At 38.5% G+C, this 14,637-nt stretch carries 12 protein-coding genes and 1 riboswitch; of the genes, 5 read left to right on the top strand and 7 right to left on the bottom strand.

The window, feature by feature from the left end; all coding sequences use genetic code 11:
- Positions 1-388 precede the first annotated feature (388 nt).
- The 3 genes from MHH70_RS02535 to MHH70_RS02545 all read left to right on the top strand — a co-directional run bounded on the left by MHH70_RS02535 (position 389) and on the right by MHH70_RS02545 (position 2,727).
- Positions 389-709 carry a DUF485 domain-containing protein gene (locus MHH70_RS02535; RefSeq protein ID WP_066163107.1) on the top strand — a complete coding sequence of 107 codons (321 nt, stop codon included), beginning with the start codon at positions 389-391 and terminating at the stop codon, positions 707-709.
- 8 nt (positions 710-717) lie between these two features.
- Positions 718-2,262, top strand: a complete 1,545-nt coding sequence (locus MHH70_RS02540) for a cation acetate symporter (protein ID WP_342473150.1) — start codon at positions 718-720, stop codon at positions 2,260-2,262.
- A gap of 291 nt (positions 2,263-2,553) precedes the next feature.
- Entirely contained in the window at positions 2,554-2,727 is a 174-nt protein-coding gene (locus tag MHH70_RS02545) for a hypothetical protein (RefSeq protein ID WP_342472469.1), read from the top strand.
- 3 nt (positions 2,728-2,730) lie between these two features.
- Here the strand turns inward: MHH70_RS02545 and MHH70_RS02550 are convergent, their stop codons facing one another.
- From MHH70_RS02550 to parE, 4 genes are all read right to left on the bottom strand, one after another.
- Complete coding sequence (locus MHH70_RS02550) at positions 2,731-3,636, bottom strand: EamA family transporter (protein WP_342472470.1); 906 nt, start codon at positions 3,634-3,636, stop codon at positions 2,731-2,733.
- 60 nt (positions 3,637-3,696) lie between these two features.
- Positions 3,697-4,884, bottom strand: a complete 1,188-nt coding sequence (locus tag MHH70_RS02555) for an MFS transporter (RefSeq protein WP_066163110.1) — start codon at positions 4,882-4,884, stop codon at positions 3,697-3,699.
- Positions 4,885-5,273: 389 nt separating this feature from the next.
- Positions 5,274-7,697, bottom strand: coding sequence for a DNA topoisomerase IV subunit A (gene parC, locus MHH70_RS02560; protein ID WP_342472471.1), 2,424 nt, complete (start codon positions 7,695-7,697; stop codon positions 5,274-5,276).
- Positions 7,698-7,700: 3 nt separating this feature from the next.
- Positions 7,701-9,692 (bottom strand): DNA topoisomerase IV subunit B, encoded by a 1,992-nt coding sequence (gene parE / locus MHH70_RS02565; RefSeq protein WP_066163114.1) that lies wholly within the window; start codon positions 9,690-9,692, stop codon positions 7,701-7,703.
- 551 nt (positions 9,693-10,243) lie between these two features.
- Here parE and plsY point away from each other — a divergent pair.
- Together plsY and MHH70_RS02575 are read left to right on the top strand one after the other, a co-directional pair.
- Complete coding sequence (plsY, locus tag MHH70_RS02570; protein ID WP_107942739.1) at positions 10,244-10,846, top strand: glycerol-3-phosphate 1-O-acyltransferase PlsY; 603 nt, start codon at positions 10,244-10,246, stop codon at positions 10,844-10,846.
- A gap of 217 nt (positions 10,847-11,063) precedes the next feature.
- The gene (locus tag MHH70_RS02575; protein WP_066163118.1) at positions 11,064-11,357 is read left to right on the top strand and encodes a hypothetical protein; all 294 of its coding nucleotides are present in this window, start codon (positions 11,064-11,066) and stop codon (positions 11,355-11,357) included.
- 109 nt (positions 11,358-11,466) lie between these two features.
- Here the strand turns inward: MHH70_RS02575 and metA are convergent, their stop codons facing one another.
- The 3 genes from metA to MHH70_RS02590 all read right to left on the bottom strand — a co-directional run bounded on the left by metA (position 11,467) and on the right by MHH70_RS02590 (position 14,630).
- Positions 11,467-12,405 carry a homoserine O-succinyltransferase gene (gene metA / locus MHH70_RS02580; RefSeq protein ID WP_342472472.1) on the bottom strand — a complete coding sequence of 313 codons (939 nt, stop codon included), beginning with the start codon at positions 12,403-12,405 and terminating at the stop codon, positions 11,467-11,469.
- A 135-nt stretch (positions 12,406-12,540) separates the two neighbouring features.
- Positions 12,541-12,648, bottom strand: a riboswitch (SAM riboswitch).
- Between the two features lie 51 nt (positions 12,649-12,699).
- Positions 12,700-13,680, bottom strand: a complete 981-nt coding sequence (locus MHH70_RS02585) for an LLM class flavin-dependent oxidoreductase (protein ID WP_107942737.1) — start codon at positions 13,678-13,680, stop codon at positions 12,700-12,702.
- 236 nt (positions 13,681-13,916) lie between these two features.
- A complete protein-coding gene (locus MHH70_RS02590; protein ID WP_342472473.1) occupies positions 13,917-14,630 on the bottom strand; it encodes a nucleoside-diphosphate sugar epimerase in 714 nt (237 codons plus the stop codon).
- Positions 14,631-14,637: the final 7 nt, after the last annotated feature.

Here is a 14,637-nt window from a genome sequence, read left to right on the forward strand (position 1 = left end):
AGTATATAAATTGACAAAAAAACTTATTAGACTATATTAATTTTAGGTAAATCGCTTTCGAAAACCACCTTTTTAAAAGGGTTAAAAATCGGTCGAAAACACAAAAATATTCTCTTTTACGAAAAGATATTGTTTGTCAAGTTCTATATTAACCTTGATATATCAACATTTTTAAAATAATGTCTTCCTCGGAAATTCATTTTTTTCTCCCCTCACTTTATAAATTTTCTCGCTCAAGTTATTTTTCTAAAAATTTTTTTCGCATAATTTTTTCAAAAACTATTGCAATTTTGTGAACGGTAAAATAGAATGAAAATTGTAAATTCTTGATAGAGAAATTTACATACAATAAGCAGTAATTTTAGACGAAATTGGGGGGATAAGATTTATGGGAAATCAACAAAAGCACATTGACTATGACAAAATTGCGCAACTTGACTCTTTTAAACAACTAGTAAAGAAAAAGAATTCATTCGTATGGACATTAGCAGTCATTTTCTTAATTGCGTATATGACATTACCAGTGCTAACTTCGTACACAAAAATCTTACACGCAAAAGCGATTGGAGATATTACATGGGTATGGGTATACTCAGCAGGCCTCTTCATTATGACATGGGGTCTAGCACACTTATATATCTCTAAAGCATCGAAATTTGATAAAGATGCGAAGGCAATCATTGAGGAATATGAAAGGGGGAATAGCTGATGGAGGGTATGAGCTTAACGGCCATTTCGTTTTTCGTAGGTATTGTAGGTTTAACATTAGTTATTACTTGGTGGGCTTCAAAACGTACTTCTTCAGCAAGTGATTTCTATACAGCTGGTGGAGGTTTAACAGGCTGGCAAAATGGACTAGCTATTGCTGGTGACTATTTATCGGCTGCATCATTCTTAGGAATTGCTGGTTCAGTTGCCCTTTTCGGTTTTGACGGCTTCTTCTTCTCTCTAGGCTATTTAGTTGCTTACTTAGTAGTACTTTATATCGTGGCAGAGCCTTTACGTAACTTAGGTCGATTCACATTAGCTGATATGATTACAGCTCGTTTCAATCAATCAAAAGTTCGTGGAACGGCTGCACTAAGTACAATTACAATTGTATTATTCTATATGATTGCACAGCTTGTTGGTGCGGGGGCACTTATTCAATTATTACTTGGTATTGATTACTGGGTAGCAGTTCTTTTAGTAGGTTTCATGATGACAATCTACGTATTATTCGGTGGTATGACAGCAACAAGCTGGGTACAAATTATTAAAGCTTGTTTATTAATGCTTGGTACGGTAATTATTTCATTCTTAGTATTAGCGAAATTCGATTTCAGTATTGCTAAAATGTTCTCAGATATGGCTACTGCTACAGAGCATGGCGAAGCATACTTAAACCCAGGTTTACGTTACACAGATGGTCTTGATACTATTTCTATGATGATTGCGTTAGTATTAGGTACAGCAGGTCTTCCTCATATTTTAATGCGTTTCTTCACAGTAAAAGATGCTCAAACAGCACGTTCTTCAGTAATTTGGGCTACTTGGATTGTTGGACTTTTCTATGTTTTAACAATTTTCTTAGGATTCGGTGCGGCAGCATTCGTAGGTAAAGAGAAAATCGTTGCAGCAAACGCAGCAGGTAATATGGCTGCTCCACTTCTTGCGGAAGCATTAGGTGGCGATATTTTATTCTCATTTGTCTGCGCGGTAGCATTCGCGACAATTTTAGCGGTAGTTGCTGGTTTAGTACTTTCAGGTGCATCTGCCCTGTCACATGATATTTATGGTCAAATTATTAAAAAAGGTAAAATTACTGAAAAAGAGCAAGTTCTTGCTGCTCGTATCGGTTCGATTACAATTTCTATCGTATCAATTGTTTTAGCTTTAGGTGCACAAACATTAAACGTGGCATTCTTAGTATCGTTAGCGTTCTGTATTGCAGCTTCTGCAAACTTACCAGTAATTATTTACACAATTTATTGGAAACGCTTTAATACGTCAGGTGCAGTTACAGCAATGCTAACAGGTTTAATTTCTGCCCTTGTATTAGTAGCTGTATCACCAAACGTTTGGGGTCCAGAAGGTAAAGCTATTTTTGTAGGTGAACCATTAATTATGTTATCAAACCCTGCATTAATTTCTGTTCCATTAGGCTTCATCGGCGGTTGGATTGGTACACTTCTATCGAAAGAAAAAGCAGACGAAGCGAAATACCGCGAAGTTGATGTAAAAGCAAACACTGGTATTTCTGTGCAGGATGTTTCTCACTAAAAACAATGAAGTTGTCTGAAAAGCATGCGAAAACGCCGCTTTTCAGGCAGTTTTTTTGTTTTATTAAATTGCTGAAATTAGTGGTATACTATTTGAAAATGGCTTTTAGTAGCTTTTTGCCAAATTAATATAAAAAATGAAATAAGCTAGCTCATTACACATTTTTAATATTTGGTGCTGTTCCATATCAACTTTTTATTTAAGGTGATAATCAATTACGTCGAGGTGTAATTGCGTCCGATTTTTCAAAATCTGTGACACCCGCTGAAAGAAGTTAAATGAGGTGATAACATGACACAATCAAAAGCGAAAAAGAAACGCTTAGCAAAGCAGCGTGCAGGTGCTGCGGATGTGACGAAGCAGCGTGGCATTACCGCCTTCTCCACGCATGAACGCAAAACAAAAACAAGGCAAGAAACAATCGATCAATCTTATAAAAAATATAAAAACCATTTCCATGAGTAATCTCTAGGAAATGGTTTTCTTCTTTTGTATAGCGAGTATCGCAATTGTGCCTAAAATGAAAAATGTTCCTAACCAATCAATCCAGCCAAATGCAACACCTAAAAATAGCACAGATGTTACTGCTGCTGATAGTGGTTCTGCACAAGCAAGTAGGCTTGTTTCTGTAGGTGTTAAATATTTCATGCTTTCTAAATAGCTGTAAAAAGCTATGACGGTTCCACATACAATAACAAATAATAGAGCAAAAGGTGCTGAGAATTGCCATTCCCCTTCAAAATGCCAAGGTGGATGAACGAAGCTAAATGCAATGCCACCAATAATCATCCCCCACCCTACTACGAGCATAGAGCCCCAACGACGCAATACTTGAATTGGCTGAATCGTATAAAAGGCTAGGCCAAATGCAGATAATATTCCCCAAATAAATGCGTCCTTAGAAATAGATAAAGAATGAATATTGCCATGTGTAACGAGCAAAAATGTACCGAATAATGCAAAACCTACAGCTAAAAGCTCCTTTATTGTCGGAAGGCGTTTTGCCAGAGCGATGAAATAGGCTGTGACAATTGCTGGACCCAAATATTGTAACACTGTGGCAGTTGCTGCATTTCCATGATTAATGGCTGCTAAATATGTATACTGCACACCAATCATACCTATAACACCGAAAATAATTAATGCAAGAATATCTGCTTTTTGCCGCCAAATATGAAAAATACGAGTTCCTTGCTGGCGATAAGCTACCGTTAATAAAATAATACCTCCACATAGTAAACGTATTGTTGTAAGCCATTCTGTACTCATATGTAGCGTTTGGAATAAATATTGAGATACAGTTCCAGAAATGCCCCAAAATAATGCGGCGAGGAGAACAAGTGCAATTCCCTTCCCGCGGTTTTCTAATGCCATAATGCCATTTCTCCTCTAACGATTTTACATGTATTATAAGTATAAGCTTTTTACTGTGCTTTACATAGCCATTTCAATCTTTTTATTACGAATCACAATAAGGAAATAAGAGCTTAATAGTAAGCTAAATACACCAAATGTAATTCCCATCCACTGAAGGCCAATTAAATCAAGTAACGCCCCTGTTGACAGCAAGACAACCTGAAATAGCACTTGGTCAATCATATTACGGAAGGAGAAGAAACGACCGTGATAATCTTTTGGCACTTGTCGTTGAAAAATAGTCATCGTTGTTGGGAAGAAGCACCCTACTGTAAAGCCGAATAAAGCAAATGTTAATAAAGCAAATAGTTTTATATCAGATAAAAATAGCATAAGCTCCATAAGTCCGATTATAAAAACTGAAAGAAATAAAATTGTGCCAGTTTTCGCGATTTTTGTTAAATGTTTAATAAATACAGCACCTAGCATGAAAGCCGTGCCTTCCACTGCATAAATCATTCCTGACAAACTTTGCGACTGGTGTATTTCTGTAATTTTCATAATGACCAAATTAAAGGAGCCTAAAAATAATATCGGAATAACCATTAATACAAGTGTCATTAACACAACTGGATGTTCCTTTAGCATCGGGTATACTTCTTTAAAGCTACCCTTGCTCTTGTCTTTCGCCTGTAAGGCTTTGTTCTGCTCCTGTAAATCAAATGTAAACGTAATGGCTAGCATAACTACATACATAACCATTGAGGCGATATACAGCCATTTAACGTCTAAATAGCTTAACATTAAACCAGCAGCGGCCGTTCCTATAATTCTTGATATTGTGCGTGCATTCATATGCCAGCCGTTTAAGGTAATTAAATCTTTATCCTTAACTATCATCGGTATCACGGCTTGTAATGCCGGCATATAAAATGCCGCTGCCAATTGCAAGCTAATTAAAAAGAACAGCATCCATATGACCGAGTTTGTAGCAAGTGCAATAAACATAAATATAACAGCGACAACTCGTCCTGCACTCGCAATAATTAATACTTTCTTTTTGCTAGTTGAATCAATAAGACGACCTGCTAATGGACCAACTGCAACGCCAGCAATCATACCGATTGCTAATATGAGCGATTTATGAAAATCAGAGGGCACTGTGTCCTGCATAAATGCTAAGTTGCCGATAATTCCTGCCCAAAGGCCTAAGCCAACGACAAATTCGCCAATTAGCACAATCCATACATTTTTATTTTTCCACATTTATTATCGTCCTTTCCACAATATAACGAAAACCGAAATAAATTGAATGATATAGCAATCTAGGGGAAAAGTCAATAGAGTTTACGAGAGGGCAAAGCGTCAAGTTTTCTTAAAGTAATGACAGTTTAAAAAGAAAAAATCTTGTCCTATACTTTATTTTAAATTCAAGAGTAAGTTACTAAATCTAGTGTTATCAAATTTTAAAGAAACTCCTTCCTATTTTATCGAGGTATTTCTTTGATAAAACATCATTGAAAATGTCTTAAAAGCAGGGCAATGCCCTGCTTTTGGTTTTACACGCTGAAAAAATTTGAATCAAGATAAAACCACCACCGCATTCGTTTGCGATGATGGTTTTTTAACAAGGGACTAAGACGTCCCCATTCACTTTATTGCGCCTCTTTTTTTATGATTGTCGCTCTTACTAAAGCCCCGTCGCCTACTGTGTCAATTCTTAATGACCCATTTGAGTAACGATCCGCTCGCGATAAGCTTGCTACTTGAATTGTTTCTTGGACGCCGCGTTCCGTTTCAAGCAATATCTCGTCCTGTGAAGTGACAGGCAAGACAGCATAAATACGATGTGGATTTGCTTTTAGCTCTTTTAAAATAACAACGCCACGCTTTGCACGATTGCCAATTTCTACTTCGTGAATGGCCATGCGCTTTATTGCGCCACGCTGTGTCACGATGACGAGCTCTTGATTGCCTTCCAGTAAATTTGCAGCCGCTAAGTATTCTCCATTCTTCAATATAATCCCTTTCACACCGCCCGTTCTCACACCAGTAATCGGCAGCTCTTCCGCAGCAAAGCGAATTGTGTAGCTCGTATTGCTCGTTAATAAAATTTCCTGCCCAGGCTTTTGGAGCGATGCGTAAATCATTTCATCACCATTTTTTAAGTTCATCGTTTTTACAGGCTTTGAATAACGTGTGACAACATAATCAGCAAGTGCTGAACGCTTAATTTGTCCGTCTTTTGTAGCTGTAAATACATATACATCTTCTTGTTGGAATGACTCGATACCAATTACTTCAATAATAAATTCCTCTGCATCAAGCGGTACAATGCTTGAAATATGCTGACCGAGGTCCTTCCAACGAATGTCTGGCAGCTCATGTATCGGCTGATAAATATAGTTCCCCTTATTCGTGAACAACAATAAATGGTGCTGTGTATTTAAAATTTCTTCATACAATAAATAATCGGATTCCTTCATTGCGAAATCCAGACCATTGGATGCACTGTGTGAGCGAAGGCTTGTACGCTTGATATAACCATCCTTCGTTACAGTTACGACCACTTCCTCACTTGGGACAAGCACATCCAAAGTTAACTTGATTTCCTCAATTTCTGCTTGGATAACAGAGCGACGTGGCTCTGCAAAGCGTTTACGTACATCAAGTAGCTCATTTTTAATAACGCGTGCTAGCTTTTTATCATCATTTAAAATATCTGTTAGTTTTTCAATAAGCTGTGTTAACTCTTCTTGCTCTGCTCGTAACTCGGTAATATCTGTGTTCGTTAAACGATATAGCTGTAAGCTAACGATGGCTTCTGATTGTATCTCAGTGAAATTGAATTTTTGCTGTAAATTCATTTTTGCGTCACGCTTATCTGCTGAAGAACGAATAGTTTGAATGACTTCATCTAAAATTGACAACGCCTTCATTAAGCCTTCCACAATATGTAGGCGGTCTTTTGCTTTTTCCAAATCAAAGGCTGTACGTTTACTCACAATTTCCTTTTGATGGGTAATATAGGCATCAAGCATAAGCGGTAGCGTCATTAATGTTGGACGTCTGTTATGGATAGCAATCATATTAAAGTTATACGTAATTTGTAAATCCGTTGATTTTAATAAATAGTTTAAAATACCTTGTGCTTGCACATCTTTTTTCATTTCGATAACGATGCGCAAACCATTGCGGTCTGATTCGTCGCGTACATCAGCAATGCCTTCTAAACGCTTATCAGAACGCTGCTCATCTATTTTTTTTATTAAGTTTGCTTTATTGACATCGTATGGTAGCTCGGTAATAACAATTTGCTCTTTGTTTCCCTTAATTGCCTCTATTTCAGAAGCTGCCCGAATAATAATTTTACCTTTACCTGTTTCATATGCCTTTTTTATACCATCTACACCTTGAATAATGCCACCTGTTGGGAAATCAGGTCCTTTTATAACCGTCATTAAATCATCTATTGTACATTCAGGCTTGTCTAAGCGCATTAAAACCGCATCAAGCGACTCCTGCAAGTTATGCGGTGGAATATCGGTTGCGTAACCTGCTGAAATCCCTGTAGAGCCATTTACGAGCAAGTTTGGGAAGCGCGCTGGTAAAACAGTCGGCTCCATGTCTTGATCATCAAAATTCGGGACGAAATCTACTGTACGTTTACCAATATCACGCAGCATTTCAGCCGCCACCTTTGATAAACGTGCCTCTGTATAACGCATCGCAGCAGCAGGGTCACCATCAACAGAGCCGTTATTTCCATGCATTTCAATGAGCATATGGCGAGCTTTCCAATCTTGACTCATACGAACCATTGCATCATAAACAGAGGAATCCCCATGCGGATGGAAGTTACCAATTACATTCCCGACCGTTTTTGCTGATTTTCGGAATGGTTTATCATGTGTATTGCCTTCATTAAACATTGCATATAAAATACGGCGCTGTACGGGTTTCAACCCGTCGCGTGCATCAGGTAATGCGCGGTCTTGAATGATATATTTTGAATAGCGACCAAAGCGGTCTCCCATTACTTCTTCTAAAGGTAAATCTTGAAATCTTTCTGTTGTCATTAATTAGTCCCCCTCTTGATGGATGAATTCATTTTCTAAAATATTTACCTCATCCTCCATCCCGAAGTCGACATGTGTTTCAATCCATTTACGACGAGGCTCTACTTTATCACCCATCAATGTTGTCACACGACGCTCAGCACGTGCTCCGTCCTCTATTGTTACGCGAATTAATGTGCGCGTTTCTGGATTCATTGTTGTATCCCAAAGTTGGTCCGCGTTCATTTCTCCTAGCCCTTTATAACGTTGAATAATATAACCCTTACCTACTTTTTTTATAGCAGCATCCAATTCATTTTCTGTCCAAGCGTACTCAATTACTTCTTTTTTGCCCGCCCCTCTTGAAACTTTATAAAGCGGTGGTAATGCAATATATACTTTTCCTGCCTCTACAAGTGGCTTCATATAACGATAGAAAAATGTTAATAACAGTACTTGAATATGTGCACCATCTGTATCAGCATCCGTCATAATAACAACTTTATCATATGCTGCATCCTCTACAGAGAAGTCAGCACCAACACCTGCACCAATCGCATGAATAATCGTAGCGATTTCCTCATTTTTCATAATGTCCTGAAGCTTCGCCTTTTCTGTATTAATCACTTTCCCTCTAAGTGGTAAAATGGCTTGGAAGGAGCGATCGCGTCCTTGCTTTGCTGAGCCACCTGCCGAGTCACCTTCGACTAAATAAAGCTCATTTCTCGCCGCGTTGCGTGACTGTGCAGGCGTTAATTTACCTGATAAAAGCGTGCTGCCCTTTTTGCTTTTTTTGCCGTTTCTTGCATCTTCACGCGCTTTTCTTGCTGCCTCTCGCACCTGCTGCGCACGAATCGCTTTACGCACGAGCGATGCTGACAATTCAGCATTTTCTTCTAGTACATAAAGAAGCTGCTCTGATACAACAGCATCCACTGCAGAGCGCGCTTCACTTGTACCAAGCTTGCCTTTCGTTTGCCCTTCGAATTGCAACAAGTGCTCGGGAATACGAACGGAAACAATTGCTGTCAAGCCTTCTCGAACATCTGCACCATCTAGGTTTTTATCCTTTTCCTTTAATAAACCGATTTTTCGTGCATAATCATTAAAAACTCTTGTCATTGCTGCCTTTGCCCCAGTTTCGTGCGTCCCACCATCACGTGTACGCACATTATTAACGAAGGATAAGACTGTTTCCGAATAACCATCATTAAATTGCAGAGCAAACTCAACCTCAATCTCTTGCTGCATGCCCTCCACATATTTAACAGGATGCAAAACATCTTTTTCTTCGTTTAGGTAAGCAACAAATGCTTCTATACCGTTTTCATAATGAAATACTTCGTGCTGTCCTTCTGGGCGTTCATCGATTAATTCAATTTTCAAATTTTTTAATAAAAAGGCGGATTCACGTAAACGCTCAGCTAACGTATCGTAATTAAATTTCGTCACAGAAAAAATCGTTGCATCTGGTAAGAAATGAACGAGTGTCCCTGTTTCTTTTGATTTTCCGATAATCTCAAGGGATGTGACTGGCTTGCCACCATTTTCAAAGCGTTGACGATACACTTGCCCATCTCGATGAATCGTCACCTCTAAAAAGCTGCTTAACGCATTCACAACAGATGAACCTACGCCATGTAAGCCACCGCTTGTTTTATAGCCACCTTGTCCAAATTTTCCACCGGCATGTAAAACAGTGAAAATAATTTCCGATGTTGGTTTCCCCATTTTATGCATACCTGTTGGCATACCTCGCCCAAAGTCACGCACGCTAATACTGTTATCTTCATGTATTCTCACGATAATGTGTGCACCAAAGCCTGCGAGCGCTTCGTCCACCGCATTATCCACTATTTCATAAACTAAGTGATGAAGCCCACGTCCGTCTGTTGAACCGATATACATACCTGGTCGTTTACGAACTGCATCTAAGCCCTCTAACACTTGAATCGCATCATCATTATATGCGATTGGTTGTTCCTTCACCAAACAAATACCCCCTAAAACAAACATACGTTCTTTTCTTTTATCGTACAAAGAATAAGTTTAGCTGTCAAGGCGCTAAACCTCTACACAGATAGTCATTGTACCATTTAAGCAAGCTATTTTTCAATGAATGCTTTATTTCAGAGCCCATATCTTCAGGATAATCTCAGCTTTTATATTAAATATTTGCTAAGAAAATCTGTACCTGTCTCTTTGCTTTCGTTACAAATAAGGCTTGCTTCTCCGGCGGTTACAATAAAGTGAAACTTCATTCAGTGGACGCTCTTTCCTACTGAAAGTTAGTTGAACCATTCGGGCTTTTACGGGCAGTTGGTCTCCCACTTATCCTTTGCCCAATTTTACTAAAGTCTTGAAGTAGGAGGCTTACTGACCGTTAATACGGGATAAATGGTCACTATCCTCATTTCAATAGGTATGTCTCAAAAACGTTTTTGACACGCCTATTCTTGCAAAAACAAAAAAAATCGTCAATCTACTATTCAATTGCTAGGCAATCAGTGTATAATCATTATTACAACATATTAGTACCAACTATCAATTTTGAAAGGAGCACATGTATGTCAACTGCCATTATATTGATTTGTGCTTATTTAATTGGCTCCATCCCTTCGGCATTATGGATTGGTAAGCTTTTTTATAATACAGATATTAGAAAGCAAGGAAGCGGAAATTTAGGTGCAACGAATACTTTTCGTGTTCTCGGTAAAAAAGCAGGCTTAATCGTGACAATTATTGATGTTTTAAAGGGCACAGCTGCTGTTCTATTACCTTTATTGCCATTTTTCCAAGACGTGCAAATTCACATATTAATTTTAGGTGTTGCCGCTGTACTAGGTCATATCTTCCCTATTTTTGCGCGTTTCCGTGGTGGCAAAGCCGTAGCAACTTCTGCAGGTGTTGTGCTAGGATATGCATGGCCATTATTTTTACTACTTTTTGTCGTATTTTTCATTACGCTAAAGCTTACAAAAATGGTCAGCCTCACATCTATGATTGTTGCACTCATCGCCCTTATTTATAGCATAGTTTACTTAGTATTAACAGGTGATTTTGCCTTATTTATTTTAATTGCCATTTTATTTACGTTTATCGTTTATCGTCACAGAGAAAATATTAAACGGATTAAGGCAGGTACAGAGCCGAAAGTGAAATGGATTTAAACTACAATAGAGTTGTCTGAAAGCGGAATAACGTGTTGCTTTCAGACAATTTTTGTTTTTAAAACGAACGAGTAAAATATTGTGCTAAAGATGCCTTAGTCCACCTCTCATGCATGTAATTAATCTTCGCTTGCAATGACTCTCAAAGCAATTTACTGTTACTACCCTGTGAAATCCGCTAAAATATAAGTATAAATGTATGTCGGAGGCTATTGTCATGAAAATAGTATTAACAGATGCAGCGATTAATTGGTTTCAAAAAGAAATGGAAGTACAACAAGGAGATTATGTACGATTTTATGCAAGATACGGTGGTTCTTCCCCTTTTCATGAAGGCTTTTCACTCGGTATGAACCGCGAATTCCCTCATGAAATTGGCGTAGACACAGTTGTTGAAGGTGTTCATTATTATATCGAACGCAATGATGAATGGTTTTTCAATGAGCATGATTTATATGTAAGTGTGGATGAACAGCTCGATGAATTAGCTTATGAGTATAAAAAAGCCTAAATCAAGATAAATAGCGATGGAATTCGTCTGAAAATTCATTTTGAGACGGCTCCATCGCTTTAATATAAATGCTAAATTAAATTACGTCCTCTAGCATTCAACTAGCTTGTTAAATATGATATTCGATTTCTTCCTCAACAAAATCCCATTTATATGGTGTTTCTTGGTATACGTAATAGTTCAGCCAATTGTAGAACAATAAATGTGAATGTGCACGCCACGTGTTTTTCGGCGCTTTAGTAGGATCATCATTTGGAAAGTAATTAATCGGTACTTCTACATTATCTCCCTTTGCCACATCTCGCTCATACTCATCTGCAAGCGTTGTCGCGTCATATTCTAAATGACCTGTAATCATAATTTGCTTGTTGTCTTTAGACTGTACAATGAAGACACCAGCATCATCAGAATAGCTAAGTAAGCGTAAATCTGGATGCGCGCGAACTTCCTCTATCGATACCGATGTATGTCTTGAATGTGGTGCTACGTATTCGTCACTAAAGCCACGCACTAAATCGACAGTTAAATCTGTAATGACGTGCGAATAGACACCAGAGCATTTTTTCGGTAACTCGAATTTTCCAATGCCATAATGATGGTAGAGGGCAGCCTGAGCGCCCCAACATATATTCATAATCGATGTGACGTTTAATTTTGCCCATTCCATAATATCCGTTATTTCTTTCCAATAAATAACGTCCTCAAACTCCATTCGTTCAATTGGTGCGCCTGTAATTATCATCCCATCAAATCGGCGGTGTTTGATTTCGTTAAATGTCGTATAAAACGATTGTAAATGCGATTTTGAAACATTTTTTGACTCATATGTCGCTGTATTTAAAAATGTCACATTCACTTGTAATGGTGTATTTCCTAACAAACGTAATAATTGCAACTCCGTTTTCTCTTTTTCTGGCATTAGGTTACAAACTAAAATATTTAACGGACGGATTTGCTGTGTTCTCGCACGGTCCTCCTCCATTACGAAAATTTTCTCTTGTCTTAATAGCTCGCCTGCTGGCAATTGCTTCGGAATATTAATTGGCACTTCGCTTCCCCCATTTCTTGAATTAACAAATCAATTATCTTTTGAAGCATGGTTGAATCAGCTAGAGAAGGTAATGCAAAAACCCTCTCATTCCAGTAAAGAGAATGAGAGGGTTTTCGTAATCAAATCCGTTCACTCTTATCTCTCGGGGACAATCCCCGCTGGAATTAGCACCTTTCTAATAAATATTAGAGGTTGCTGAAGCGTCAACGGGCCATGTCCCTCGGCTTCTCTTGATAAGATTTATTAATTTTCATATATTGTAGCATGTGTGTTGCGGTTTGACAATAGGGTTTAAAAAAGCTCCTTCAACAATGTAAATGACTTTGTCCGAGCCTCTTCATCATAAATAGAAGCAGTTACCATTAATTCATCTATTTTTGTGTCTGCAACGAATTTTTCTAATTGTGCTTTGACTGATTGCTGGTCACCAACGAACATATATTGACGTTGCTGCATAATTGCCTGCTTTTCAAATGGTGTCCATATTTCATCCATATTGTCTACAGGTGGCTGAAGTAAATCATGTGTGCGACGAATAATGCTTAAGAAAAGCTGATAGTAAGTTGTTGCCAATTTTTGAGCTTCTTCATCGGTATCGGCAATCATCACATTGACACAAGCGAGCATTTTCGGCTTCTGTAAATGCTCAGAAGGCTGGAATTGTGTACGATAAATATCAATTGCCTGCATTAAATAGTCAGGGGCAAAATGACTTGCAAAGGCATATGGCATACCACGGCGAGCAGCTAGTTCTGCACTAAATAAACTTGAGCCTAACACCCACATTGGCACATTTGCACCAAATCCAGGATAAGCCTTAATGTAATCTGATTCCTGTGCTTTTGCTAAAAAGCGCTCTAGCTCCTCAATATTATCTTCAAAGTCCTCAGCATCACGGCGACGTAGTGCCCTTGCTGTAAAATGGTCTGTACCGGGTGCACGACCTAAGCCTAAATCGATTCGACCTGGGAACATTGCATCAAGTGTTCCAAATTGCTCGGCAATAATTAATGGTGCATGGTTAGGTAGCATAATTCCACCGGAACCGATTCGAATTTCCTTTGTTGCACTAGCCAAATAACTCATGACAACAGAAGTGGCTGAGCTTGCGATGGAACGGCTATTATGATGCTCAGCCACCCAAAAACGTTTATAGCCTAACTGCTCGGCTAAAATAGCTAAACGACGAGAGCGTTCAAATGCTTGGGTTGTAGTTTGACCTTCACTCACAGACACTAAATCTAACACAGAGATCGGTATATTTTTCAACATGATTATCACCTCACTAGTTACTATAACGAAAGTGGAAAAAAGATGCTTGCAATATGCTTTCCATTTAATTTCTTTCAATTATCATGACGAAACTTCGTAAAAGCACGCAAAATACGCTCTTTTTGCTTCGTTACATTAATAGCACCAGATGTAGCTTATGCTCTAAAGGGCATCTAATAAGCCGATGGTATAGATTGGGCGAAATGTCCCACCCTCTAGTATTGAGCTTGTATTTGTCATGCTTGCTCCCGCTCCTTTATCACCAGCTCTAAATGTGCATCCCAAGCGTTGGTCAATGTATTAAAGACACGTATATCAAAACTATCTTTGCTTGTATTATGTAATACAAATTGCAAGCATGGTACATCATGGATTTGTAGCTCTTCGACGCTATTTATTGAGGTAATAAATGTTGGCTCTGCGTGGTCATTTGTCGCGCCATTTTGCAATGCGTCCACAATTTGTTGCTCATTCCACGTCACGGATAGTTGCTCTATATATTGTAGCTCGTCAGGAAATTCATCGAATTCCTCTAGTTCACCTTGTAAAAAGCTTGCGTGCAAAGGACTATAAAATAATTCCTGCTCCATTTCCTCAAGCTGCTCCTCAAAAATACCTGCAGCCAGCTGTGCCTCCCCTTTTTCAGTTAATTGAATCGCTTCCTCCATTGTTAGCAGTCCTGTTTTCTTCATTTTTTGCAGTAAATCCTCAATAAATAATGATTCGACAAGCAGGACATCTGCCACCGTTTCGGCATCTTGAAAACGCCCTGTTTGAAAGGCACGCAACATCATTTTCATTAAAATATCCATCGGTATGCGACGAATTGGTGTGTATTTCGTTAAGAGCGTATGAATCGGTATTGAAAAATGCTTCGTGCTAACAATTTCCGCTGAACTAGGAAGCGGCAGTTGCTGTTTTATTTGTCTTTCAAGCTGTTGTAATTCCATAATTCAC

The organism is Metasolibacillus sp. FSL H7-0170 (assembly GCF_038593115.1).
Lineage (GTDB): Bacteria > Bacillota > Bacilli > Bacillales_A > Planococcaceae > Metasolibacillus > Metasolibacillus fluoroglycofenilyticus.

Bases quoted from the DNA above. Each gene is read 5' to 3' on its own strand.
- MHH70_RS02535 (WP_066163107.1), top strand. From the start codon at position 389: ATGGGAAATCAACAAAAGCACATTGACTATGACAAAATTGCGCAACTT.
- MHH70_RS02540 (WP_342473150.1), top strand. From the start codon at position 718: ATGAGCTTAACGGCCATTTCGTTTTTCGTAGGTATTGTAGGTTTAACA.
- MHH70_RS02545 (WP_342472469.1), top strand. From the start codon at position 2,554: ATGACACAATCAAAAGCGAAAAAGAAACGCTTAGCAAAGCAGCGTGCA.
- MHH70_RS02550 (WP_342472470.1), bottom strand. From the start codon at position 3,636: ATGGCATTAGAAAACCGCGGGAAGGGAATTGCACTTGTTCTCCTCGCC.
- MHH70_RS02555 (WP_066163110.1), bottom strand. From the start codon at position 4,884: ATGTGGAAAAATAAAAATGTATGGATTGTGCTAATTGGCGAATTTGTC.
- parC (WP_342472471.1), bottom strand. From the start codon at position 7,697: ATGACAACAGAAAGATTTCAAGATTTACCTTTAGAAGAAGTAATGGGA.
- parE (WP_066163114.1), bottom strand. From the start codon at position 9,692: ATGTTTGTTTTAGGGGGTATTTGTTTGGTGAAGGAACAACCAATCGCA.
- plsY (WP_107942739.1), top strand. From the start codon at position 10,244: ATGTCAACTGCCATTATATTGATTTGTGCTTATTTAATTGGCTCCATC.
- MHH70_RS02575 (WP_066163118.1), top strand. From the start codon at position 11,064: ATGAAAATAGTATTAACAGATGCAGCGATTAATTGGTTTCAAAAAGAA.
- MHH70_RS02585 (WP_107942737.1), bottom strand. From the start codon at position 13,680: ATGTTGAAAAATATACCGATCTCTGTGTTAGATTTAGTGTCTGTGAGT.
- MHH70_RS02590 (WP_342472473.1), bottom strand. From the start codon at position 14,630: ATGGAATTACAACAGCTTGAAAGACAAATAAAACAGCAACTGCCGCTT.